This window comes from Bacillus massiliigorillae, from assembly GCF_000380245.2.
Taxonomy (GTDB): domain Bacteria; phylum Bacillota; class Bacilli; order Bacillales; family DSM-1321; genus Bacillus_AD; species Bacillus_AD massiliigorillae.
Genome location: NZ_HG428741.1, coordinates 1433493 through 1458785 on the forward strand (window position 1 = coordinate 1433493; position 25293 = coordinate 1458785).

Below are 25293 nucleotides of genomic sequence, written 5' to 3' on the forward strand. Positions count from 1 at the left end.
TTCTATCAATAGAGAGGAGAGGAAGAAGTGTCAAAAGAAGCGATAAATGAATTACGCAATATAAGAATAACGTTGGTGATTTTGACAATATTTTTTGTATTTTCTGGATGTGGTAGAGATCAAAGCGTTGTAGATAATACAGAAGATATTAGTGGAACTATTGAGAGCAGGTTCCAATATTCTAATATGGTGGAGCTTGGTGATGGTAATTTTGGAGTTTTGTCTGGTGACTCAAGTAATGGAGTAAATGGACAAGAAATCAAGGTATACCATTATAATGAGACAACAAATAAACTTGAATATAGAACAAGCAAAATAATAGAAGAATAGATAGTATTATTTGCGGTAATGGCGGTGAAAATAAAAAATATATTTATGAATATAGATAATAAGTATCAAAAGATAGCAGAGATAACTTCTCATATGAGTTTGGTGGATGAAAATGAAAAGTTTTTTTATGGTTACAACAGAAATCAATTAAAATGAAATGTAGGAACTTAAGTTAGAAAAACAATAAATAATTCTATTGAAGAGGTCATTTTTATGATGATTTCTTATTTGTTACATAAACAAAGCTCCCTTCAGTTTGAAAGGGAGCTAAATGTGTTATTTGTAAACTGAACCAGGTATGTTTTCTTTAGAATTTCTTGCAGCATAATAGTCAACTTCATATTATTGAAATATAAAGTAATACCATTTTTATTTTATATGAATTGAGTAGCCGTATTCAATCATTACTAATGCCAGTCTAGGTATTTTTGGTTATATTATTATAAAATAAATTTATTGATAGAACTTTGCAAATTTGTAGCGATGTTATTGAGATTCTCAGATGACGTTGCTAATTCTTGCATAGAAGCATATTGTTCTTCTGTAGCAGAAGCAACATTTTGGGTATTTACTACAGACTTTTCGGATATACTAGCAAGTCTTTCTATAATATCTACCATACTATTAGTATTGGTATTTACTTGCATAATAACTGTTGAAACATCAATTGTTTGTATTGAAATTTGTTCGATAAATTCAGAGATGTTCTTAAAGGCTTTACCGGTATTGAAAGTCATTTCAATTCCATCTTTTAAAGCTGATTCACCATCAGCCATAGAATTAGCTGCATCTTTGGCTTCAAGCTGTATTTGTTCAATTAATATTTGAATATCCTTAGCTGATTGAGAGGACTGCTCGGCCAGCTTTCTAACCTCATCTGCAACAACAGCAAAGCCACGACCATGTTCACCTGCTCTTGCTGCTTCAATTGCAGCATTTAAGGCTAATAAATTAGTTTTATCGGCAATTTGAGTGATTAATGAAATAATTTGTCCAATTTCTTCTGATGTATCAGCTAAACGATTGACGGTTGCAGATGTGTGATTTACTTTGTAATTTATATTGTTCATTTGGTCTAATGTTTGTTGAACAATTTTATTCCCATTATTCACACTATCCGTTGCTTGGATACCTAAGTTAGTTACACGCTCAATAGATAAAGCAGCTTGATTCATACCTTGTGATATTTCTGATATTGAATTAGAAGTGGCGGACAAATCAGATGCTTGAAGATCTGTTCCAACTGCAACTTCCTGTATAGAGTTTGTTATTTGTTCAGTTGCTTCTTTTGTTGTTTCTGTACTCACAGATAATTCTTCAGAAGAAGACACAATTTGTTGTGTTGTAGTATTCAATTGTTGTATAAGATTACTTAAACTTAGCCTCATTTCTTCAAAAGAATGTGAAAGCCTTCCAAATTCATCTTTTGAATCTATTAGAGCAGAATGGCTCAAATCACCTTTGGTAATAATTTTCGAAGATTCTATTAACTTTGTCAGTGGATTGATAATCGATTTACTTAATAAGACGGCAATAACAATTCCTATAATAAAGACTAAGGCTGCAATAATGATAAAAACTAATTGGCTTTTATTAATTAAATCTTCGTTATTCTTTAATGAATAGTTAATATCTGATATATATTTTTGTTGTAACTTATCAACTTTATCGTTGATTTCGATTGCGGTAGCATCGAATTCAGGCATAATTGTATTTCCTTTTGAGGGGCCTTCTTGAATATAATACGTTGCCATCTTTTTACCAGTTGCGTAATAAGAATCAAATGATGATTTGATTTCATTTAGATTATTAGATTCAGTTGGATGGAGTTCCTTTAGTTTTTCTAAATCATTATAAAAAATCTTACTATGGTCTTCAGCTTTTTCAAATCCATCGTCATAACCATCTTGTGCTCTTGTAGCACTTATGTCTGAAAAGTATTGTTGAACTTGAACAACTGATAGTTTAAGTTCGTCTGTAATTAGGGAAGACTGTAAAGTTGCATTTCTAATTGTTTCTAGATCATTGATCTGTTTCTCAGAATTTACATATTGTATAATTCCAAGAATTAAAATTAGTACAAATATACTACCAAATGACAGTAAGCTTCTATATTTAAAACTCATTTCTCCACCTCTATTAGATTTGTATGTATTTAAAGAATTGTTTTACAATATTTCGGAGTTGGTAATAGTATTATACTACGATTTTTAGTAAAATTTTACTACTTGTATGGCGATTTAAAGAAGATTCAGTTTTTTGTTTGAATTAATTCAAAATATTGATGAAAGTAGTAACGCAAAAAGTAATGGTACGAGAATGTGAAGAGGCATATTTGTGGGGAAGAAGTGGGCGAGAATAAAACATGGATTTTTTTATGAAAAAAAGTTCAGTATCATTAATACTGAACTCAATTAATACAGTAAATAATATTTTTCGTAAATCTTTTCGTATTCTTCGGTAGTTATTCCAAACTTATCTTTAACTGCTTTAACAACTAAATTATTGTCTGTTTCTGGATCATAGTATCTTCCACGTTTAGTCATCGTATTGAAGAACTCATAACCATACATAAAGATTTCGAAGTCATCATATCCATTGATTTTTTCACGGGGAAATAGCGATGCTATTTCATTAAACTTTTTTTTGAATTCATTAGATGTATAAATGATTTCATTATTCATAATAAGTTGGCTTCTTGTTTTGAAAACTAATTGTTCATTTGGTAATTTATTTGTATACTCATAGGAATCTTTCTTTGTGTTAGCTATGAAAGTAAAATCATGATTATATAAGGTAGTTTTATTGTGATTAGTAAATAATTGATAACGTAATTTTTTACTAAAGTAATCAAATGATGTGAATTTATTGAAATCATTTACGCTTTCAAATTCCTTGTCAATATCAAAATGGAGAAGAATATTGCTATTTTTAATAGTTATTTTTGGATTATCTATTATTCTTAAAGGATAGTCATTATCAAGTATTGAGCAAGATATTTCTTCAATCGTTTTGACATTGCTTTTAGATCTATAGGCATCTGAGAACTTTGTGGATGGTAAAAATATACAAAATACTATAAGAAGTACATAGAAAAACTTTTTGGTCATATATTAATCAACTCTTTAAATGTTATTTACTATAACACTTTATAAAAAAAGTTTGTTGAAAATATGTGCAACTTATTTCGTGAATCAAAAATCATATATAGTTAAGAATATAAATAACTATATTGTTCTAAAAGGATGACGCAAAATGATTTATATTTATAATGATTATGGTGGAACTCATACGACTTCCTTGGCTGCAGCACATCATTTGGAAATCCTTAAGGAGCCTACATACAAATTGTCAACAGAAGAAGTTTTAGAAGTACCGTACTTTAATAAATTAACCAAGTCTGATTTTGGAAGGCTTATATATCATGGCAAAGATAGTAATGGTGATTTAGTATATACAGTAGGAAGAAAACGCTCGAAATTAGTTGTACCAGCTTTAAAAGATTTTGGATCAATCTTGTTAAATCATTTTAATTCTGATGAACATATTATTTTTTCAAATACATCGCCAACTGTTCCATTAGTGATGAGCTTAGGTGGCTTCTTTTCAAGAGGATTGGGTATCGATAGTATTGGTGTTCCATTGCTTGTTAAAGGAGCACAAAAATGTAATATGAACATTTATAAATTGGTTGAGCACACAAAAGAAGTAGCTGTCACAAGGAAGAAAAGAATTATAGTACTGGATAATCAAGAATTCAAAATCTGAGAAATATAATAAAAACAGAATTTGAATTGTTCTAAAGAGGCTATATTATATAGTCTCTTTTTTTTGTAAGAAAATAATTGGCAATTATTGTTTTTTTTGTGTTGCCTATTTTAATAATAATTTATGAATGATTCATCTTTTGCTTTTTCAATATCAAAACGTTAAAAAAGAACTAATCCTAGTTAAAACTAGTTATAATCTTTTAATGATTCTTAAAGTGAAAATTTCATCTTCTAATTAAAATTAAACTTTCATTAGGTTCAATAGAAAATGAGATGCAACTTTTTATCCTAATAATTCGTTATCTATATAGTTAACATTTATATGGAATAAGCTTTGAAAACTATTGTTAATTTAGAAAGGAAGCAACAGCATGATTTCAGAAAAAGAAAATAAACGAGAATATATACTTTGGGGTCTAGCTACAATGTTTATTTTTGCCCCATTAGGATCTTGTGTGATTGGTATAATCTTTGGTGTAATTTATCATGATGGTTTTACTGCAGGTGGAATCATGGTAATTCTCTTTCCTATTATCTTTTTGATTGGACTATATTTGATTGTACAAGGAATCTTCAAAAAGAAAACTGCTTAATAATTTTAGTTAAATGTTTGTTGAAGAAATTGTTTTCAAACTAATAAAATAGAATCACTTAAAATAATGAGTTCACGTACACAAGGTTGATTATGTTCCATCTTGAAATAAAAAAGATCCCGAAGAGTTAATAGATTGCTTAATTATATCTATCTAAAGTTTAACGACCCTATCATTTTTAATTGGGTATAGGGGGTAGAGGACATGGTCTTTTCAAACCAGTAGCAGAATCATCTTTAGTACTAAAAAATGCGTCTAAAGAACTAGTTGGAAAGTACCGTAATATTTTCAGGTTTCTTAGGTTTTACAATTTCATCTTGATTTACTTCTTCAGACAATATAATCACCTATAGTTATGTAATGCCTTTTAATATATCGAACTTTGCAGACTCTTTGAATCAAGTTCGCTGATTTGTTGTGAAAGATGTAAAAACTAAAAATATAGGTATATAGTTATATTTTATTGGTAAAATCAACTAAACCCTATTACAATAGTATTAATACTATAAAGGGGGTTTGGTAAATATGAATATGTCTTTATGGCTAAAAGAATATAATGGTTTGAGTTTAAGTGTGATAAGAAAAAATAAGATAACTAATGAAGAGTGGAATATGATATGTAAAGAATATGAAAAATTTTGCAAAAAGAGAAAAATTAAGCCTGAATATCGCTGAACATTAAAAGCAATATAGAAAATTTAGTGATTAAATACTATATGATTAACTCTCTATTTTAGTATAATATTATGCGTAATAGAGGGGGCAGTATATGATTTTTTCAGAATGGATAAAAGAAACTAAAGGGATGAATTTATTATCATTAAGGAGAAAAATGATTAGTAATGAGGAGTGGGATCAAATTTGCCAACAATATGAAAATTATTGTTCACTACATAGTATAAAACCAAACTATAACTAAATACATATAGCAGGCTGATTTTTCAGCCTGTCTAACTTACTAATATTCAGAATATTCAGTTTGTTGAACCTCGATTTTAAAAAGAGTGGTTATTATAAAATTTCTCTTTTAATCAGAAAAACCCTCTAGTGAGGGAATTTAGAATCTTTTTCATCTATAGTAAAAGTAAGGGCATGGATGAAAATGAGGTATTACATGGACTATTGTGTTTTTCTTTACAATGTGTTGTGTTGGACTAATCTGAGGAGGTAGTATTTGTGTTTGACATTCATTAATGTTTTGTGGTGTATATTGTGGCTGAAATTGATTCTGTTGAAACATATGATCACATCCAATCAATTAAGATAATACATCGTATGCTTGAAACAGTGGGCGTGTAAGGTTGTATACCCATATATAAGTAATAAAATGTGCCTTTTGTTTGGTGGATAAAAAACTGATTATCCAAAGTAAAGGTGATGATTAGGTTGAATCCAGTAAAAATAAAAATTTATCAGTGTGGTGAGATTGGAGAATTGTTTGCAAGCATTGAAAAACATAATAAATGTAATTGCTGAAAGAAACTTATAGCTGAGACTTATGAAGGTCATAGATTGTTATGGTCAAGAATGGGGAGAAATTGAGCATCCGTATTTAGGCAATGTAATGAGACATTGTCTAAAAGGCACTCCATGTTATGATACATGCACAGCACCTATATGGGGGAAAACTTTAAAAAATATTGTCAAAAACAAAAACCACTACATTCAAGTAGTGGTTTAATTAAAATGGAGTCTAAGGTTATGAAAATTAGTATAAATTAAGTGGGATTTTTATCATAATTCGTATAACAAACGTGTCACAGAATCATATCTAAATTTGTGACACTCCCTATAATTGAGAGTCACTTTCATTCCCAACTTTCACTCCACAGGATTCCGACCCTTAATCCGCTCAATCACCACATCCAACTCATCAGGACGTAAAAACTCAATCGGACTAGCCGTCTTCTCAAATGTAATTGTATCAGACTCAATAATTGTCACATACTTACCATTCAATTTCGCTACATGAACAGTCTCACCAAAATCCGATAGCATTCCATTCACACCTATATGGTCGAGCTTCATGCGTAACTCTAAATCTGGAGTGATTTCTACCATAGATGCTGTTGCTTCGACAATTTGGTGTGTTTCTAGTTGCTCTTTCAATTCACGCTTCTCACTAACACTCCAAACTTCCATTTCTTGCTCGAACTGCTTGAACTCTTCACTTTCATCCTCTAATGATTCAAGAATTGTTTCCGTTACCATTTCCATTACTTGATTCTTCATTAGAGGAGGCTATCTTTACATTTACAGATGATTTTGACCTTTCCTATACAGGCATAATACATTTGTCTACATTCCAGACCCAGAATTCTACCGATTTAACTTTTGAATTGTACAATGATGATGAATTATTGAATACTCAAAAGTTTAAAGTGTCTAGTGAATCCTTAAATCTAAACGTGGAGGACACTATTGCGGCTTACAATCATTTGTACCAGATTACTCACTTACATGAAAATGAAGATGGTACTGTAACAGCAACCTTAGATCAAAATCTTAGACTAACAGTAGATGATAATAAACAGTTAGAGAAAATGACCTTTCATTATAAGCCTCAAATGATGGTCAATAGTGAAGGATTTAAGGACTTAAAATTGGTTAATATCTATCATGATAATATCTTTGCTGAAGAGGAATGGGAGCTTAATGCTAATGGAAATTATTGTACAACTAGAATTCAATTAGACAGAAGCAGCGTTCATGAAGATGTAAGTATTCATGGCATTAAACAAATATTCCAATATAGCCATTTATAGAGGTGAGACTAATGGATATATCACTCTTTAATGGATTTGAACAAGTAGGGCTTATTGAAAACAGTAAGTCCTATTTTTATGAGCAAAAATATAATGAAGTCGGTAATTTTGAGTTTTCTATTCTAACATCTGATAAACATGCAGATCGGATTAAACAAAAACAAACTGTTCAATTTGGTGAGGATGCTATTAAGACAGGGATAATTACTGACATTTCTATTAGAAAGACAACTTACGGTGAGCGAGAAAAAGTCATAAAAGGTAAATCACTTGGCAACAAGCTTAGTAATTTTACTATTTTACCATCTAAGGAATATGCAGAATTTCAGGGATATGTAGATGAAGTAATTAAACAAGCTGTAAGAAAGAATTGTATTGATTGTTTGGATAAAAATAGAAAGTTTTCTTACTTGCAAATTGCTAATCCTAAAATGTTAAGTGACATAATTCGACACAAAACTAGATATAAGAATCTTTTATTAGAAATTGAAAATCTAACTAAAATTTATGAGTTAGGTTGGTTTATTGATTTCGATATCACTAATCAGAAGTGGATATTCGATATCTATAAAGGTGTAAATCGTTCAGTAAACCAAAATAAAGTTACTCCTATGATGATAAAGAGGGTAGTTTTTCAGTAACAGCTTATACCGATGACGAATGTGTTGATATGGGACATAAAAAAGTAGGAAAATTTGGTGGAGAAGTTTTAGATTACTATCAAAATTGAGTAGATAAAAGTTACGTTTTATTGGGTGCAAAGTTTGTTTTAATCAAAAAAGAGTGAAAGTTAATCACTCTTGAGGTTTATTGTGGATGAGTTAGTGGTATTCTATATTGATTTTCTATTTGGGTTATTCTTCCTTTAGATATTTTAAACCTTTGAGCAGTGTTAATCACATTAGGGATACCACCTGGGCATAAATGATAAGAATACTTATCGTTTTTAACAAAACTATTGTATCTATCGGATTTAGCTAAAAAGGCAGCACCATGATTAGATTCTACATAGCTATGAATAGTATCAATTAGAAATTCGTATTCATCCACATCAACAATATTGTCAGGTATTCCACCTGTACATAAGAAAACATAATCAGATTCAATAATTTGATTGTGAATAAGGTTTAAATTTTCTAATATCTTTTTGTAATAATAAGCTGATGAGAGGTTTTTTACAGAATTTAACACCTTATACAATTTAGTAGAACCAGAAAGAAAGAATGGATAAACATTTACGATGCTAAATGTTCCAATTTTATAGTCACTTAAATCATTAAAGGTTACATGAGCACATTTATTGACAGTACTATCAGACACATCATGATTAGCTACACTAGGATTCATTAAAATAAAAAGTATTTTTTTGGTATACTTATTATTTAGCTGTGCAGTAAGTATAGTTCTGCTTTTAACTTTGGAATTCTTTATTCTTTTAGTGTCACAATTTATTATTGATTTTACATAACTAGGATAAGTTTCAGTCAAATAATCAATCCTTTCTTTTAATTAGTATAACATACTATTTAGCTATCTCAGAATAACTGATGAAATATGGCTCTTTATTAGAAGTGAGTATAAATAAAACAAATAATGAGAAGTAAAAATATTGATTGAGGAAAACATAATGAAATCTGCCTTTTGTTTGATAAAACTGCTCCATTGTCAATTAAGGAAAGATGGGGAACGATTCAAATTGCTGAATTAGGTTATGTTTTGATTCAGAATTCTCCTTTGATATTGAATGTATTAAAGAGGTAGGGAGTGCGGTTTAGTTTTTCTTTTTAAAGGGAATATCATTTGTAAATAATCGATTTATCTTTAATATATGTAAGATGTAGGAAGCTTTTATTAAGTATAGTGGAGTTTATTGAACGGTAATTGAATGAATATTAAAATAAGATACCTAGTAAAGTTGTCGAGGTGAAAAAGATGGATAAGGCTAAAATCATAGATTTTGCAAAAGAAAAAGGAGTTAAAGATCCTAACAATCCTACAGAAAAAGAATTAAAGAAGTTGGTTAAGCAACTGCTAAAAAGTAGTGATGAAAATGAAAAACATCTTATAACACAATATTTTTCTTCCGGTGTAAAAGTAACGGATAGTGCATTTAAAACAATAGTTGCGCTTATTGAACAGAATTCAAGTAAGAATTATATGGAATCCATTAAATCTGTTATAGATCGTTTAAAAGAAGATATGTCAAACGCAAAAACCGAAAAAGAAAAAGAATATCATTTTGGTAAAATAACGGAATTATTACGATTACAGAAAGAGGAAACTGATGAACAAAGGAAATGGATAACGAAAATGGGATTGGGTGTAATGGGTACGGCTGTATGTGTCTTAGCTTTTGGTGTAAGTATAAAAAATAAAGACGTTGGAGAGAAAATGCTTAAATCGGGGCTAGATATGGTTAAGGGATCTAAATAAAGTGTAAAACAAAACCACTACGTTTAAATTGTAGTGGTTAATTTTATTAACAAGTATCCCTATTATAATTAATAAGTGCGTGGTCATAAACGTGGTCATAAAATGAGTTTAAAACCTTTGATTTCAATACTTTCGTGGTCATAAAATTGGTCATAATTTGATGCGAAATAGGTTAATATTGAGTGTTTTATTTGTTTGGAAATGAAAGGGGATTACAAATTCCTACCCTTAATCCGCTCAATCACAACATCTAATTCATCTGGACGTAAAAACTCAATCGGACTAGCCGTCTTCTCAAACGTAATCGTATCAGACTCAATAATTGTCACATATTTACCATTCAACTTTGCCACATGAACAGTCTCGCCAAAATCCGATAGCATTCCATTCACACCTATATGGTCTAGCTTCATTCGTAGCTCTAAATCAGGTGTAATCTCTACCATAGATGCTGTTGCTTCGACAATTTGGTGTGTTTCTAGTTGCTCTTTAATTTCACGCTTTTCACTGACACTCCAAACTTCCATTTCTTGCTCGAACTGCTTGAACTCTTCACTTTCATCCTCTAATGATTCTAGAATTGTTTCCGTAACCATTTCCATTACTTGATTCTTCATGATTTCCGGCATCGGTTCATTGTAATCAACGTACTTAAGAAAATCTTCGAAGTAGCGGGCATGTGAAGCCTGATGGATTTTTAGCTCGCCTTCTTCGATTATGCCTTCTTCTGGCATATGTGGGTACATGATGCTTTTCATGTTTTTGGTGGTGATTGCCATTTCGACTGTTTTGATCATTGTTTTTTCGTCAGAAATGGAGGCTACTTTTGGTTCAAAATCGCATTTTAGAATAAATAGGAAAGGCTCATCGAAATATTTGTTTAGTTTAGCGGAAGCAATGATGAAGACGCCGCCGCGAACACTGCTTGTATCTGCATATAGTTGAACGAATTTTTCTGCGTGTTCATGGAAGTCTTCTTTTGTTTCGGCAAAGGCCGTTTTATTAAATAATACGAAGTTTGGGTTTGATGCAAGTTCAAAGCCATCTTCGACAACGAAATATCCTAGTTTTGTTGGTACGTTCTCTGCTTTGGGATGTTTTTCTACTTTTCGTTTTGAAATCTTCTTTAATTCTCCATCGAGAAATTCGCTGAGAGAACTTTGTTCATACTCTTGTTTATCTAATGTTTGATAGTGTTTAATCATTTTATTACTGTCGTCACCATCCATTTGGATGACATAAAATGAAAGATATAATACTCCAAAATCCATTGATTTTCACCTAAATTCTATAATTTCCTCTTTTGAAGTATAGTAATAAAATAAACTATTCGTCAACGCTTCGAGAAAGAAAGCATTAATCTGTCATTTATCACATAGTATGATAAGCTATATTAGTGAGAAAGTGATTACATAATGAAAAGGACGCAGATTGAATGACAAATAACAGTATTATTAAATTTTCTAATACGAATGTTCGTGAAATGCCTATGTACTATGATTACGCAGCGGCAGTTTATGCAGTGAAGAACTACATAATAGAAGAAACAGGAGAGGATTTTCTTCTATTCTCAGATTCAGATACAACTAATGAGATTTGGGAAGTACTTGAAGAAGACCTAGAGTTTAATCGAGATGAAGTCCAATTATTAAAACCAATATATGATTGTCTTGAAACAGCAACAATTTCTTCTAATCATAATGATCAACGCATGGAATTTGTGATTAAACCTAGTATCGTAAATAATCTTTATTATTATCCTAAATTTAAAGTAGCTCTTGCTCAAATGTCTATTTTTAAAACGCATGATGATAGAGACCATGATTGTATTTTTGCTCCTAGTAATGAACATATGCAAGCGTTTTTAGACTATGTACTTCAAAGAAAGCGTGAATATATACAAGATTATGTGACAGTATTCATCGATACTGATGGAGATGTTGAGACGGAAAAAGAAAAAGTAACAAATCTAGTGTCACGTGATGATGTTTTTCTAGAGGAAGAAATGAAGAAACAGATTTACCGATCTATAGATGAGTTCTTTATGAACAATGGTGAATTCTTTAAAACGTATAATATTCCATTTAAAAGAGGGATTCTTTTATACGGTGATCCTGGTAATGGTAAGACAACGTTAGTAAAATCAATTGCTCACAGTATTTCTGCACCAGTCGCATATTGGCAGATTACTGAATATACATCTAGTTATTCAATTGGAGAAGTTTTTTCATCTGTTGCTAAAATGGCTCCGATGGTATTAGTAATTGAAGATATTGACTCGATGCCAGAAGATGTACGCTCTTTCTTCTTAAACACATTAGATGGAGCAACATCTAAGGAAGGAATTTTCTTAATTGGTACGACAAATTATCCAGAAAAGATTGATCCAGCGCTTATTAATCGTTCAGGTCGATTTGATCGTGCATATGAGATTCCTATGCCAACTAAGGAGATGCGTATTAATTATTTGAAGGCTAAAAATTTGGTTCATTTTCTAACGGAGGAAGATATTGAGCAAATTGCTGAGCATGCAGATGGCTTTTCATTTGCTGATTTAAACGAAGTATATAATTCGCTAGCTCTTCAATGGCATTATGAGAAGCAGGTGGATGTACAACAAATTTGTAGAGAATTAAAAAATGATAATCAAAAAGCAAATGATCGTTCTTGGAAAACAGAGAAAAGACGTATGGGCTTTAATTTTTAAAAATGAAACTGACTTTTTATGGTGTTTAATAATACTATAAAGGTCAGTTTTTTTATAGGGAAATAAAAAGGGTATAATAAAAAAATTAGACGATGTAAAGGGTGGTAAGATGAAAATTCCTGAAGAGCTAGCTGAATTAGGAAGAAAGAGAATAGAGGGGCATGCTGTAGAGGGGTTTGTATATGGAAGTGGACCGAAACAGCCTAAATTAATGCTTGTGGGTGAAGCACCAGGTGAAACAGAAATAGGAAATGGAATTCCATTCAGTGGCCGTGCGGGTCAGAAGTTAATGGAGTTTTTAGAAGGTTTAGGATTAACGAGAGAAGATGTATATATTACAAGTGCAGTAAGAAGTCGCCCGTATAAATGGCGTGAGAAACGCAATCGTCAAGGTGAAGTAGAAATGAGGAAATACAATCGCCCTCCAACCATCAAAGAAATTATTGCCCATGCACCTATTATTGATTATGAAATTCAACATGTTGAGGCACCTATCATTGTTACTCTTGGGAATGTTGGACTTCAGCGCTTGGTTGGAAAGTCGATGAAAGTGACCGAAGTGCATGGTCAATTTCTACAGCATTCAGTTCTACATATAGATGAAAATGATACTTTTCAATGGTCGAAAGACAAGTATTTACTTTTTCCAACTTTTCATCCTGCTTCTGTTTTTTATAATCCTAAATTACGTGAATTAGTAGCAAGTGATCAACAAAGATTAAAAGATTGGCTTCAAAAACAATAAATTTCCAGAAAAAACAGGATTATTCGTCATATTTCTCGAAAATATTAAAGATTCATAAAAGAATGGGGAGAAGGAAATGTCGAATTTTAAAACAGCAGATTTATGTGATGAGTATAGCGAGGAGCTGAAAATTTGTGAACTAGTACTGAAATCCTATGGTGGGGTGAGAAGCTTCTCAGGAAAGATTGCAACAGTTCGAGTTTTTGAAGATAACGTTCTTGTCAAAGAAGCGTTACAAACGATAGAAGAAGGTAGCGTTCTAGTTGTTGATGGAGCTGGATCTCGTAAATGTGCATTAATGGGTGATATGCTAGGGGAAATTGCTCAAGAAAGAAAACTTGCTGGAGTAATCATCAATAGCTGTGTGAGAGATAGCGCAGAATTAGGCAAAATGAATATTGGTGTTCTTGCAATTGGAACGAATCCACTGAAAAGTGTAAAAAGAGGTCAAGGAGATCGTAATGTAACACTTTCATTTGGTGGGATTGAATGGGTACCTGGCCATTATGCATATTGCGATGAGGATGGAGTAGTGGTTTGTAGTAGGGCATTAGTTTGATAAGAGTTTGTAATTATAAAAAACAGGTTAATAAAGAAATTGACTGTCTCTAATCGACAGTCAGTTTCTTTACGTTGTTTACTTTAACATATCATGGTCAACATAACGTTCACCATTTAATTCACTAATTATATTAATAGCAACTTTTGCGCCGTCTCCAGATGTGATGATTGTATGTACGCTGACTCCGGCACAAGTTCCTGCAGCCCAAATTCCTGGAATATTTGTTTCTCCTTGGCTGTTAACATCTAGAACTGTTTTAATTCTAGGCTCAGAACCTTCTTTTGTTTGAAGACCTACTGTTTCAGCTAAGCTGACAGAAGCACCAGATGCTAGAATTATATGCTTAGCAGAATAACTTTTTTCATCTTCGGTTGAGACTTCAATGCCATTATCAGTCTTATTAAGGTTAGTTACAGTAGAATTAACAAGTTCTGTTCCAAGCTTAATAGCTTGTTTTTTTCCAATTTCAATTAAGTCAGGACCTGAAATTTCTGAAACACCGTAATGATTTTCAATCCAAGCTCGCTTAGTCATACTTTTATCGCTATCGATTAGTAATGTTTTCTTACCAGCTTTCGCCGAAAAGATAGCAGCGCTTGCTCCCGCTGGACCAGCTCCAATTATTATAATATCAAACATTTTCAACACCTCTTCTTTTATGTAGTTTCATCAAAATAGTATATAATATTCTTAATTGTCAATTAATTATGGGCGTATAATAGTAGATGCTCTTTTTCATTTTATACATTACTCGATTTTTAGACTCATATATTAATAATAAGAGCAAAATATAAAATGTAATTTTGTAGGTGTAGCTATGAAAATGGAAAGATTAAATCTTCAACAAGCATTTCCACCCTATTTAAATGAAGATGTTAGGGATGTATTGAAAATAATGCCATCTTATCTTACGAACAATGAGTATTTCATCGTAAAGATGTATGGAGGGAAAATTCGAGTACCTGAACGTATTGAGTGTGAAGAGCTATCGAGTGATGTTATGACTTCTTTAACGGTAAGACAAAAGAAGATTGTCCTTTGTATTTATTCAAGGCATTTCGATGGATATATTAGAGAGAAAAATTTAAGTGGAATGTTAAAAATGCAAAATATCGAGAAATGGATGCTTCCGTATATTTTACGATTAGCAGGTGAATATGTTGTTGAAATTCTTGAAGAAATTAATCAGCATCTGGATTTGATTAATAATCGCACACTGTATAGCTTTATTTATGAAAATCCTCATTTTTACATGAAGATAAAAAGTCGTATCGCTAGTTATTGGGATTGCTATTACCGAGAGAAATATCCTAATAAAGAGGAATACGCTGGTTTTCAAATTTTACAATCTATTCAAGCAAATTTGGATGAATAATATAAAAAATTATATTAGAAATATTGCTTTTGTCTTTTTCTTTAAGCACAATATAGAAAAAGATAGTTATAAGGAGAATATATGGCTAGAATAAGATATCAAAATTATGATCAAGTAAGTGCCACAAGTAGTTATTCCGATTTGAAAAAGTGGCGTAAAGAAAGAAGTGGTAAGAAGAAAGACTTAACTGTACAAATACCACATGCTGAGCGTAAAGATGTTGAGAAACTTCAAACTAATCGTTCGGATTTCTCGATTACTTGGATTGGTCATTCCACTTTTCTTATTCAAATGAATGGGTTAAATATTTTAACTGATCCAGTTTGGGCAAAGTGGATGGGTGTTCAAAAGCGGTTAACTAAACCAGGTTTAAGTTTAGAGGAACTTCCAGAAATAGATATGGTGTTCATTTCGCATGGGCATTATGATCATCTTGACTTTGGAACTTTAAAAAAACTAAGAGGTGATATTACTTTTTATGTTCCGATTGGATTAAAGGGTGCTTTTCATAGAAGAGGATATAAAAAAGTTGTTGAGGCTAATTGGTGGGAGCAATTTCAATATGAAGAGTTACAGATTACATTTGTTCCAGCTCAGCATTGGACAAGAAGGACGTTGATAGATACGAATACATCACACTGGGGTGGATGGGTGTTTGAATCTAATGATACAACTATTTACTTCGTAGGTGATACAGGATACTTTCGTGGATTTAAAGAAATTGGCTCAAAGTTCTCAATTACATACACGTTAATGCCGATAGGTGCGTATGAACCAGAGTGGTTTATGAAAGCGGCACATATTAATCCGGAAGATGCGATTACGGCATTTCTAGAAACGAAAGGGAGTATTATGATTCCTATGCATTATGGTGCTTACCGACTAGCTGATGATACTGGTCCGGAAGCATTGGAGCGGTTAATGAAGCAATGGGAGAATTTGAAGCTTTTACCCGAGCAATTATGTGTATTAAAGCATGGTGAAACACTTTGGAAATAGCAATTGGTGAAGCTCTTACCAATTGTTTTTTCTTTTGTAAAAGTAATATGAAAAAGGGTGATATGTAAAGAGTAACTTGATTAGAATTTTTTACAATTTGGTGTCGGAGTTGGTAAAAAAATGTTGAATTCAAGATTCAATTAGAAGGACTAATGTCTCGTTTCGTTGAATAATTTAAGATGTAAGATTTACTAAAAAAATCCATTAATAAAGGGGTTTTAAGGGGGAATTTGTGACTTGAATATGGAGTAAGGGCAAGTTGAAAATATAAAGAGAAGGGGAATGAAGATGGCAATTCACACAAGAGGGTTAGTAGGGTACAGTGTTGATGTCAATGCGGCTATTAAAGTCTTGAAAGAAAAATTTAACATTCAAGGCATTCACGTAGAAGATAATGGACCATGGAAAGTATTAGTGTTTGAATATGGTGGTGATGTAAAAAGGTTGTCTATATATGAGAATTTTAAGGATCAAGGATTTATTGGATTTACTAAGATGGAAACGGTAACATTGGTAGAAATTGATTTTAATAGTCATAATGCTTCACTTGTTCAAAGCATTGTTGAAACATTTGGTGGATATTATATCGAGAATGATTATGGTGATTTATGGAGCTATATTGAAGCAGTTTAGATTAAGTATGTAGGTTTAAAAGTAAAAAAATACACAAGTTAGAGGGACTACAAAACAGATGAAATATTATTGTCAATCTAGAGAAAACAGTGATGTTCTTAACGAAGATGTGCAAATAAATAAGCTACTCATTATTGGATATAAGTACAATGAACTTAATAAATAGTGGGTAGCTTATTTAGATGAAATGTGAGTAAACAGATAACTATTTTAACTTTGCATATGATTTTAAGCGGGGGAGAATAGGCATTAATATTTCCTTAGCTATGTATTCTGTGTCTAATCCAATAATGTTGTTGCCTTCAAATTCTACTGATCTAGCTTTTTCTGGGTTGTTGCAAAAATCAAAAGAAAGTACGCCATTTTCTTCTGTCATACGCATAAAGTTGAAAGTTATATTGTGTTCTGTAAGTAAGTTTTCAAATGAGCGAAATAATTCGTCGATATGACTTTTCTCCATTGATGCAAATTCCATAATAATCGCCTCCTATTTATTTAGAATATCAAAATAATTATGTTGTTTCAAAAAAATTGTATATAGAAAAAACTGTCTCGCATATCTGTAAGAAACGGATATATTGAGACAGCCATAATTGAAATTAGAAAAGTTTACATGAAGCAACACGATTAACAGCTTCAAGAAGTCGATCTGTATTTTCTACGAGTCCAACACGGACATAACCTTCCCCGTATTCTCCAAAACCAATACCAGGAGCAACAGCTACGTCAGCATGATCTAATAAATATGTAGCGAATTGTTCAGAGGTAAAGCCTTTTGCTACTGGCATCCAGACGAAGAAGGAGCCGTCTGTTGGTGCAGCATGCCAACCGATTGATGCACATTTTTCTACAAAAGCAGTTCTTCTTTTTTTATATAAAGCAACTAACTCTTTTACACTTTCTTCTCCATTAAGAAGTGCCTCTACTGCAGCATCTTGAATGGCAGGAAAAAGACTTACATACATATGATCTTGTAATAGATTAATGGCTTCGATAATTTTTGAGTTACCAACAGCAAAAGCCACACGCCAGCCAGCCATATTGTAGGTTTTTGAAAGAGTATAAATCTCAACTCCGACTTCTTTAGCACCTTCTGTTTGTAGAAAACTCCGAGGTTTTTCTTCACCGAAGCCAAGAGCGCCATAGGCGAAATCATGAGCAACAACGACACCATTACTTCTAGCGAAAGATACTGTTTCTTCAAAAAATTCTTTCGTTGCGGTTGCTCCCGTCGGGTTATTTGGATAATTTAAAAACATTAATTTCGCTTGTTTCGCAATATCATTTGGTATTTCAAGATAACTAGGTAGAAATTGATTTTTAGCTTCTAATGGCATAAAATGTGTTGCAGCTTTTGCTAAACTAATGCCAGATAAATAATCTGGATAGCCTGGATCTGGTGCAAGGATAAGATCACCTTCGTCGCAAAAGCATAGTGGTAATTCTACCAAGCCAATTTTGCCACCAAAAAGAATAGCCACTTCCGTATCATATTGAAGTTGTACACCATACTCACGTTGATAGAAGCTACATACAGCTTTCTTTAAGCTTTCTTTCCCGCTAAATGGCGAGTAACGATGAGATTCAGGGTTTGCTGCTGAGCGTTGAAGTTCTTTAATAATATTATTTGGCGTTGGCTGATCAGGATTTCCTTGACCAAGATTTATAATATCTCGTCCTTCAGCTTTAGCTGCATTTACTTGTTTTACTAATTTCGAAAAAAATTGTGTTGGTAAATGTTGTAATGTATTACTGAACTGCAAAACGGTCACCTCTATTAGAAAATAATATGTTAATCATATATTCTGAAAATAATGCTGTCTACTAAAATATTTGGCTAGAGTTAAATCGCTATAGGCAATATGATAAAATAAGCTTAACGAAAAAATAAAGAGCAGGTGTTTATAAATGTTGCAAAGGGCAAAAGAAATATTATCGTCATATTTCGGTTATGATTCTTTTCGAGATGGACAAAACCGAGTAATTGAACAGGTATTAGAAGGGAAAGATACTCTCTGCATTATGCCAACTGGTGGGGGAAAATCGTTGTGTTATCAAATTCCTTCACTTGTGCTAGAGGGGACAACTATTGTAATAACGCCGCTTATTTCATTAATGAAAGATCAAGTTGATACATTACAGCAGTTAGGAATCGCTGCTACATATATTAATAGTACTCTCTCAGCTAATGAATTAAACAATATAATGGAAGAAATTAGATTTGGAGAATATAAAATGGTTTATATTTCTCCAGAAAGATTGCAATCAGAAGACTTTATAAATGCTATAAAAGCTATTGATATACCTTTAGTTGCTGTGGATGAAGCACACTGTATTTCACAATGGGGTCATGATTTTCGTCCAAGCTATAAGCTAATTTATCCTTTTATTAAAAGGTTGCCTAGTAAGCCAACGATTTTAGCTTTAACGGCTACAGCCACTCCTCATGTTCAGGAAGATATTCAATCTTCTTTAGAAATTCCCGTTCAGAATTGTGTGATGACAACCTTCAAGCGTACAAATTTATTGTTTTCCATTGTAAAAGGTCAAGAACGTGATAAATTCTTGCTAGATTTTCTGCAAAAAAATAATAATGAAACTGGTATTATTTATGTGGCAACAAGAAAAGCGGGTGAGAATTTACAAAACCTTTTACGAAAGCATTCTATTGTGTCAGCATTGTATCATGGTGGATTGTCAGCTGGTGAACGAATGAAACAGCAGGATGATTTCTTACACGATCGAGTTCATGTCATGATTGCGACTAATGCATTCGGAATGGGTATTGATAAATCGAATGTTAGATTTATCCTGCATTACCAAATGCCGAAAGATTTGGAGAGCTATTATCAAGAAGCAGGGCGTGCAGGACGAGATGGTTTAGAAAGTCAATGTATATTATTATTTAGCCCGCAAGATGTTCAGGTGCAAAAATTCTTAATTCAGTCGTCTATTGATCAAAACCGTGTTCAGAATGAATATGAAAAATTACAACAAATGGTTGACTATTGTCATACAGAAGAATGCTTACAAACATATATATTACATTATTTTGGAGAGCAGGCTGAAGAAGATTGTCATCGTTGTGGGAATTGTACCGATGAACGAACAAGCGTTGATGTGACAAAAGAAGCTCAAATGGTTTTATCATGTATTATTCGTACAGGTCAACGTTTTGGTAGATTGATGATTTCACAAATATTAACGGGTTCAAAGAATAAAAAAGTGCTTCAATTTAAGTTTGATCAATTGTCAGTTTATAACTTAATGGGGAAGCAGAGTAGTAAGGAAGTAAACCAGTTTATCGATTATTTAATTGCGGAAGAGTATATTACGATGAAGCAAGGTGAATATCCATACTTAGAAGTATCTCCTAAAGGGATTAGAGTTCTCAAGCAACAAGAACAAGTATGGAGAAAAGAAGAAATTCGTTCGCAAACCGTATCTAAACAACATCCATTATTTGAAAGATTACGCGAGATACGTAAAGAAATTGCAAGTAGAGAAGGCGTGCCACCATTTGTTATCTTTTCTGATGAAACATTGCAAGATATGTGTAATAAACTACCACAAACTTTAGAGGGTATGTTAGATGTAAAAGGTATTGGACAAGTGAAGAGAGATAAATTCGGAGAAGCGTTCTTACAAGTGATAGTGGACTATAAAGAGAGTATTGAATCAACAGATAATACGGGTCAGTCAAACCAAAACGGTTCGAAAGAAAAATCTCATATTGTTACCTATAAATATTATGAGGCAGGAAAAACTGTAGCTGAAATTGCGACTAGTCGTGGTTTATCAGTTAATACAGTGGAAAACCACTTAATTCAATGCCATAATGACCAATTACATGTTAATTGGAAAGCATTCTACTCTGAACAAGATGCTTCTTTAATAGAAGAAGCTGTCCAGCAAACAAATCGAGAAGTCGAAGGCTTAAAGGGAATTAAGGAGAAGCTACCTGCACATATTACGTACTTTATGATACGAGCATATTTACTTCAAAATTAGATTTATTGCTCTTAACGTAAATAGGGAAAGGATTTATTGGTATTTTTGATTATTCTTATATAATATATAAAATAAGTTAAATGTTTGTATATAAGGTTTTTAAGGTATAAATGGTATATACAAGGTAAAATAAAATATGATAATATAATATTCGGTAGCGTGATATCATTTTACGGAAAGGAAGAAATGATGAAAAGGAATAAGATTTCCAAGGCGATTATTGTATTTTTCCCTTCCGTTACTATGTTAAGTATTACATCTCTAACATTTGCTTATATTAATAATATAAGTGGTGTAGCACTGAAAAATATGTTTATAGCTTCGTTAGTATTATTATTTCCGATATTGTTTTTATTACAAGGTGTATTTTGCGCAACAAATGCTTTGAATATATTTGTATCACTAGGGATATCAATCTTAACGTATAGCATTATATTGATTACATATTTAAATACTTTTGCATTTATGAGTTTTTCAATTAATGTTATCTCTGGAATGCTAGGATATGCCCTTGGTAAGAGGTTTATAAGAATAACAGTTACGAATTAAGTAATAAGAGGGTGTCTCAAGGTCTTTCCTTAGACACTCTCTTTATGTTTGAAAGGAGATGAAGCTTTGTTTACGATTGGATCTAGAACAATCAAAACAGCTATTGGGGCAATGGTTGCACTAGTAATTGCACAATTGCTTTCACTTGATAATGCAAGTACAGCAGCTATTATAACTTTATTAAGCGTTCAGAGCACAAAGAAGCAGTCAATTGATGTCGCATTTAGACGCTTTTCAGCATGTATTGCTGGAATGGCACTAGCGACATTATTATTCGAAGGTACTGCTTATACACCATTAACAATTGGACTTCTATTATTTATATATATTCCGATTATGGCAAAGCTTGGACTACAAGATGGTATTGTGCCTGGTTTTGTAATTATCATGCAACTATATGTAGAGAAGGGAATTACGGTTGATTTAATTTTAAATGAAGTCCTTCTTATTGGAATCGGTATAATCGTGGCTTTACTAGTTAATTTATATATGCCTAGTACGGAGAATACACTTAGAAAAATGGCGAAAGAAACTGAAGAGAATATGAAGTTGTTATTATTACAGCTATCTCGTTTTATCCGTAAGAAGGAACCAGTTTGGAATGATGAATTCGAAATTAAAACAACAAATTGTATTAAAAATGGTCGTCTGATTGCGAAGCGTACAGTAGAAAACTCGTTCTCCCGAAAAGAGAACTACTATGATCAATATTTTAAAATGCGTTCTCAACAAATTTCTCTAATGAAAAGGGTGATACCGACCATTCTTGATTTACCAAGTACATTTGAACAGAGCAATATGGTAGCTAATTTTATTGAGAATATGGCTTTGTGTCTTGCGGAAGATAATCCAGGTAATGAGTTACTGGAGGATTTAAGAAACTTAAAAGCAACTTTCGTGGAAATGGAATTACCTAAGACGAGGGAAGAGTTTGAAACGAGAGCAGCATTGCTCATTTTAATTAATGAAATTGAACGATTCATTCAGTTGAAAATGAGCTTTTATGAAGAAGTAACAGAAAAAAAGATGAAGGAATAATAGCGTTAGATTCTTTTAACTGAAGTGCTAAAAAAGTATAAAAGGCGTCTTAAAGGTAATTGTAGATTACTTTTAAGACAGCCTTTTTATTTTTTTTCTTCTAATTGTTTTTGCCAAATATGTAAAAACTGTAGTAATTCGATTAGTTGAGTAGATAATTCATTAGAAATGGTGGTATAAGTCGAAAGGTTTCTCGTTATATTTATTACCACATGTAATCTTGGTGTTTCGGCATATAATTCAGTTGAAATAAAATCGAGAAGTTCAGTTACCTCGCTATTCAAATCAGTGGTACTGTGTAAAATATGGTCGACTATATCATTGATTCTCTTCTTAATATTTTCAGAGTTATCCCAATAAATCGGCTTGAAAACTTGGAAAGACATTTCATCCAGAAGAACTTTTTTATGTTCAATTATATGTGGTAAACAATATTCGATACAACTCAGATTATAGTTTATGAAATTATAAAGCTTAACATCCTCAAGGCGAATCATATCAGCAACTCGTAATTGATGATGAAGTGAGCCTAGAAAAGAAGTAGCAAGATCATATGCATGATCTCTTATTTCATTTCCGTACACTTGCATCATTCTTTCTGAAAGCCAAAGCACTTCGTTCACATGATCTTCCCAAATAAACTTCTTTAGACTTTGATTATCTTCAAGTACAAGGGCTTCATAGAGTGAAAAAACGCGCTTTTTTTTATGTAATTTCATTTTCGTGGCAATTTGTTCAATGAGTATTTCTTTGTTGTTTACGCATCCTTTTTGCTGGATGATTTCTCGTTCAAGTTTAATTTTACCTTTAATATGGTGCAATAACGCTAGTACTAAATCACTTTTGGAATGGAAGTAGTTATAGAAAGTTCCTTTTGATATCCCGGAAGCTTCTATAATTTCTTGTACAGATGTAGTGAAATATCCTTTTTCTAAAAATAATTGCTGAGCGCAATCAATGATTATATCTTTTTTAGTTTGCAATTGATATTCTCCTTTTTATACTAGTCGTCTAATATAATCATAAGATTTTCAATGGATTAATTCAAGTAAGGATTATTCTCTCGTTCAAACTAGCGCTAGAACTCCCGCTTTAACATGGCAATGAAAGTGAAATTGTGTAAGAGGGAGATTAAACACTAGTAAGAACCCGATTGGATCAAACTTTTTTGTTAAATGATTGACATAATCCAAAATTGTAGTAAAATTTGGTATTATACTTCTAGTATAAAAAATGAACGATGTGTTTTTTGGGGAAAGGGATGAGAAGAAGTGACGCATACGAATGAAAGACCGACAGATATTAATGGAAAACCGTATAATAGACCATTACTGGTAGCGGTTATGCTTGTAGGTGCTTTTGTTACGATTTTGAATCAAACACTGCTATCAACAGCATTGCCACATATTATGAAGGATTTAGATATTCTTCCGTCAACTGGCCAATGGCTTACAACTGCATTTATGTTAACGAATGGAATTATGATTCCACTGACTGCATTATTAATTGAGAAGATTAGTTCAAAAACTTTATTTTTATTTGCAATGATATCTTTTGCCATTGGAACAATTATTTGTGCAATTTCTAGTGGCTTTGAAATGTTAATTATAGGTCGAATTATTCAAGCAGTCGGTGCAGGGATAATGATGCCTTTGTTATCTGTTATATTTTTAACGATTTTCCCTATTGAACGAAGAGGGGCAGCAATGGGAATGGTTGGTCTTGTCATTGCATTTGCGCCAGCGATAGGACCTACTGTTGGAGGGTGGATTGTTGATACATGGGATTGGCATTATTTATTCTATATTGTTTTTCCTATTGTTATCTTAGATATTATTTTTGCACTCTTCGCTATGAAAAATATTGTGAAGTTAACCAATCCTAAAATTGATGTGTTATCAGTTGCACTATCAACAATTGGATTTGGTGCATTCCTATATGGATTTAGTTCTGCAGGAAATGATGGCTGGACGGATTCAATTGTTCTCCTTTCTATTGCAGTTGGTATTATTGGAATTGGTTTGTTTACTTGGCGTCAACTATCATTACCAAAACCTATGCTTGAGCTTCGCGTGTTTAAATCAAAAGTTTTCTTATTAACGACGATCATGGGTGGAGTATTATTTATGTCTATGATTGGTTCTAGTATGATTCTTCCAATTTATATACAACAAGTGCATGGGAAAACGGCTCTGTATTCTGGTTTGATTTTACTTCCAGGTGCGTTATTGATGGGCGTAATGGGACCAATAACAGGACGCATTTATGATAAGTTCGGGGCGAGATGGCTTGCGATTGTTGGATTAACCATCTTAACTCTTTCGACTATTCCATTTATGTTCTTACACGAAGATACAGCAATGTGGTGGATAGCTGTAGTATATGCAGTACGTTTCTTAGGTATTTCTATGGTTATGATGCCTTTAACAACAGCAGGTATTAACTCGTTACCAATGAAGCAATTAAGTCATGGTAATGCCGTTAATAATACATTACGTCAAATATCTGGTTCAATTGGTACGGCAGTATTAATTACTATTTTATCAAATGTGATGAATCATAATATGCCGGATAAAGCGATGGCGATGACAGACCCATTACATTTTAAAAAAGAAATGATTGATGCCACATTATTAGGTATTAATGCATCATTTTTTAGCGACGTTAATTTTATCATTCCTTGCTTTATTTTTAGCCTTTTTCTTAAATGACAAGAAGGAAAAAGTGCCCGTGAAAAAAGGAATGGTAACTGTGCAAAAGTCTTCTTAATAATAAATAAAAAA

General features: G+C 32.2%; 27 protein-coding genes and 1 pseudogene. 18 read left to right on the forward strand and 10 right to left on the reverse strand.

Annotation, left to right across the window (positions count from 1 at the left end):
* Positions 1-27: 27 nt before the first annotated feature.
* Positions 28-330, forward strand: a complete 303-nt coding sequence (locus TX86_RS06660) for a hypothetical protein (RefSeq protein ID WP_042347414.1) — start codon at positions 28-30, stop codon at positions 328-330.
* Positions 331-770: 440 nt separating this feature from the next.
* Here TX86_RS06660 and TX86_RS27745 read toward each other — a convergent pair whose 3' ends face one another.
* The 3 genes and pseudogenes from TX86_RS27745 to TX86_RS06670 all read right to left on the reverse strand — a co-directional run bounded on the left by TX86_RS27745 (position 771) and on the right by TX86_RS06670 (position 3440).
* The gene (locus TX86_RS27745; RefSeq protein ID WP_439096843.1) at positions 771-1718 is read right to left on the reverse strand and encodes a methyl-accepting chemotaxis protein; all 948 of its coding nucleotides are present in this window, start codon (positions 1716-1718) and stop codon (positions 771-773) included.
* A pseudogene (locus TX86_RS27750) lies at positions 1713-2456 on the reverse strand (HAMP domain-containing protein); the annotation flags it as partial. The gene TX86_RS27745 and the pseudogene TX86_RS27750, both read right to left, overlap by 6 nt.
* A gap of 288 nt (positions 2457-2744) precedes the next feature.
* Positions 2745-3440: a hypothetical protein gene (locus tag TX86_RS06670; RefSeq protein ID WP_042347416.1), complete on the reverse strand. Its 696-nt coding sequence runs from the start codon at positions 3438-3440 to the stop codon at positions 2745-2747.
* Positions 3441-3585: 145 nt separating this feature from the next.
* Between TX86_RS06670 and TX86_RS06675 the strand changes: the two genes are divergently transcribed.
* From TX86_RS06675 to TX86_RS26615, 4 genes are all read left to right on the forward strand, one after another.
* Complete coding sequence (locus tag TX86_RS06675; RefSeq protein WP_042347418.1) at positions 3586-4098, forward strand: DUF3189 family protein; 513 nt, start codon at positions 3586-3588, stop codon at positions 4096-4098.
* A 373-nt stretch (positions 4099-4471) separates the two neighbouring features.
* Complete coding sequence (locus TX86_RS06680) at positions 4472-4693, forward strand: hypothetical protein (RefSeq protein ID WP_042347420.1); 222 nt, start codon at positions 4472-4474, stop codon at positions 4691-4693.
* Positions 4694-5218: 525 nt separating this feature from the next.
* Positions 5219-5368, forward strand: coding sequence for a hypothetical protein (locus TX86_RS26610; protein ID WP_154663063.1), 150 nt, complete (start codon positions 5219-5221; stop codon positions 5366-5368).
* Between the two features lie 94 nt (positions 5369-5462).
* Positions 5463-5612: a hypothetical protein gene (locus TX86_RS26615; RefSeq protein WP_154663064.1), complete on the forward strand. Its 150-nt coding sequence runs from the start codon at positions 5463-5465 to the stop codon at positions 5610-5612.
* A gap of 902 nt (positions 5613-6514) precedes the next feature.
* On the opposite strand, the gene TX86_RS06685 is transcribed toward TX86_RS26615, so the two are convergent.
* On the reverse strand, positions 6515-6925 hold the full coding sequence (locus tag TX86_RS06685) for a DUF3900 domain-containing protein (protein WP_230203583.1): 411 nt from the start codon (positions 6923-6925) through the stop codon (positions 6515-6517).
* 128 nt (positions 6926-7053) lie between these two features.
* Between TX86_RS06685 and TX86_RS06690 the strand changes: the two genes are divergently transcribed.
* Together TX86_RS06690 and TX86_RS06695 are read left to right on the forward strand one after the other, a co-directional pair.
* Positions 7054-7458 carry a hypothetical protein gene (locus tag TX86_RS06690; RefSeq protein WP_042347422.1) on the forward strand — a complete coding sequence of 135 codons (405 nt, stop codon included), beginning with the start codon at positions 7054-7056 and terminating at the stop codon, positions 7456-7458.
* Positions 7459-7469: 11 nt separating this feature from the next.
* A complete protein-coding gene (locus TX86_RS06695; protein ID WP_042347424.1) occupies positions 7470-8099 on the forward strand; it encodes a Gp37-like protein in 630 nt (209 codons plus the stop codon).
* 166 nt (positions 8100-8265) lie between these two features.
* Here TX86_RS06695 and TX86_RS06700 read toward each other — a convergent pair whose 3' ends face one another.
* Positions 8266-8946, reverse strand: a complete 681-nt coding sequence (locus TX86_RS06700) for a DUF1643 domain-containing protein (protein WP_042347425.1) — start codon at positions 8944-8946, stop codon at positions 8266-8268.
* Between the two features lie 444 nt (positions 8947-9390).
* Between TX86_RS06700 and TX86_RS06705 the strand changes: the two genes are divergently transcribed.
* Positions 9391-9891 (forward strand): hypothetical protein, encoded by a 501-nt coding sequence (locus TX86_RS06705; RefSeq protein WP_042347426.1) that lies wholly within the window; start codon positions 9391-9393, stop codon positions 9889-9891.
* A 212-nt stretch (positions 9892-10103) separates the two neighbouring features.
* Here TX86_RS06705 and TX86_RS06710 read toward each other — a convergent pair whose 3' ends face one another.
* Positions 10104-11162: a DUF3900 domain-containing protein gene (locus TX86_RS06710; RefSeq protein WP_042347427.1), complete on the reverse strand. Its 1059-nt coding sequence runs from the start codon at positions 11160-11162 to the stop codon at positions 10104-10106.
* Positions 11163-11326: 164 nt separating this feature from the next.
* Here TX86_RS06710 and TX86_RS06715 point away from each other — a divergent pair, with 164 nt between their 5' ends.
* The 3 genes from TX86_RS06715 to rraA all read left to right on the forward strand — a co-directional run bounded on the left by TX86_RS06715 (position 11327) and on the right by rraA (position 13902).
* Complete coding sequence (locus TX86_RS06715) at positions 11327-12598, forward strand: AAA family ATPase (RefSeq protein ID WP_042347428.1); 1272 nt, start codon at positions 11327-11329, stop codon at positions 12596-12598.
* Between the two features lie 109 nt (positions 12599-12707).
* Positions 12708-13343 (forward strand): uracil-DNA glycosylase, encoded by a 636-nt coding sequence (locus TX86_RS06720; RefSeq protein ID WP_042347429.1) that lies wholly within the window; start codon positions 12708-12710, stop codon positions 13341-13343.
* Positions 13344-13419: 76 nt separating this feature from the next.
* Complete coding sequence (rraA, locus tag TX86_RS06725) at positions 13420-13902, forward strand: ribonuclease E activity regulator RraA (protein ID WP_042347431.1); 483 nt, start codon at positions 13420-13422, stop codon at positions 13900-13902.
* 78 nt (positions 13903-13980) lie between these two features.
* On the opposite strand, the gene TX86_RS06730 is transcribed toward rraA, so the two are convergent.
* Positions 13981-14544: an FAD-dependent oxidoreductase gene (locus tag TX86_RS06730; RefSeq protein WP_042347433.1), complete on the reverse strand. Its 564-nt coding sequence runs from the start codon at positions 14542-14544 to the stop codon at positions 13981-13983.
* A 184-nt stretch (positions 14545-14728) separates the two neighbouring features.
* Between TX86_RS06730 and TX86_RS06735 the strand changes: the two genes are divergently transcribed.
* The 3 genes from TX86_RS06735 (at position 14729) to TX86_RS06745 (ending at position 16912) form a co-directional block, all read left to right on the forward strand.
* Positions 14729-15280 (forward strand): hypothetical protein, encoded by a 552-nt coding sequence (locus TX86_RS06735; protein WP_042347435.1) that lies wholly within the window; start codon positions 14729-14731, stop codon positions 15278-15280.
* 81 nt (positions 15281-15361) lie between these two features.
* Positions 15362-16279, forward strand: a complete 918-nt coding sequence (locus TX86_RS06740; protein ID WP_042347436.1) for an MBL fold metallo-hydrolase — start codon at positions 15362-15364, stop codon at positions 16277-16279.
* Between the two features lie 288 nt (positions 16280-16567).
* Positions 16568-16912: a hypothetical protein gene (locus tag TX86_RS06745; RefSeq protein ID WP_042347438.1), complete on the forward strand. Its 345-nt coding sequence runs from the start codon at positions 16568-16570 to the stop codon at positions 16910-16912.
* Positions 16913-17117: 205 nt separating this feature from the next.
* On the opposite strand, the gene TX86_RS06750 is transcribed toward TX86_RS06745, so the two are convergent.
* Together TX86_RS06750 and TX86_RS06755 are read right to left on the reverse strand one after the other, a co-directional pair.
* Positions 17118-17387 carry a hypothetical protein gene (locus tag TX86_RS06750; protein ID WP_042347440.1) on the reverse strand — a complete coding sequence of 90 codons (270 nt, stop codon included), beginning with the start codon at positions 17385-17387 and terminating at the stop codon, positions 17118-17120.
* Positions 17388-17511: 124 nt separating this feature from the next.
* On the reverse strand, positions 17512-18684 hold the full coding sequence (locus TX86_RS06755) for a pyridoxal phosphate-dependent aminotransferase (RefSeq protein WP_042347442.1): 1173 nt from the start codon (positions 18682-18684) through the stop codon (positions 17512-17514).
* Positions 18685-18820: 136 nt separating this feature from the next.
* On the opposite strand from TX86_RS06755, the gene recQ reads away from it, so the two are divergent.
* The 3 genes from recQ (at position 18821) to TX86_RS06770 (ending at position 22510) form a co-directional block, all read left to right on the forward strand.
* The gene (gene recQ / locus TX86_RS06760) at positions 18821-20923 is read left to right on the forward strand and encodes a DNA helicase RecQ (RefSeq protein ID WP_042347444.1); all 2103 of its coding nucleotides are present in this window, start codon (positions 18821-18823) and stop codon (positions 20921-20923) included.
* A 186-nt stretch (positions 20924-21109) separates the two neighbouring features.
* Positions 21110-21472: a hypothetical protein gene (locus TX86_RS06765; protein ID WP_154663066.1), complete on the forward strand. Its 363-nt coding sequence runs from the start codon at positions 21110-21112 to the stop codon at positions 21470-21472.
* Positions 21473-21538: 66 nt separating this feature from the next.
* Positions 21539-22510 (forward strand): aromatic acid exporter family protein, encoded by a 972-nt coding sequence (locus tag TX86_RS06770; protein ID WP_042347446.1) that lies wholly within the window; start codon positions 21539-21541, stop codon positions 22508-22510.
* An 86-nt stretch (positions 22511-22596) separates the two neighbouring features.
* On the opposite strand, the gene TX86_RS06775 is transcribed toward TX86_RS06770, so the two are convergent.
* Positions 22597-23493: a TetR/AcrR family transcriptional regulator gene (locus TX86_RS06775; protein WP_042347448.1), complete on the reverse strand. Its 897-nt coding sequence runs from the start codon at positions 23491-23493 to the stop codon at positions 22597-22599.
* A gap of 288 nt (positions 23494-23781) precedes the next feature.
* Here TX86_RS06775 and TX86_RS06780 point away from each other — a divergent pair, with 288 nt between their 5' ends.
* On the forward strand, positions 23782-25221 hold the full coding sequence (locus TX86_RS06780; protein WP_042347450.1) for an MDR family MFS transporter: 1440 nt from the start codon (positions 23782-23784) through the stop codon (positions 25219-25221).
* Positions 25222-25293 lie beyond the last annotated feature (72 nt).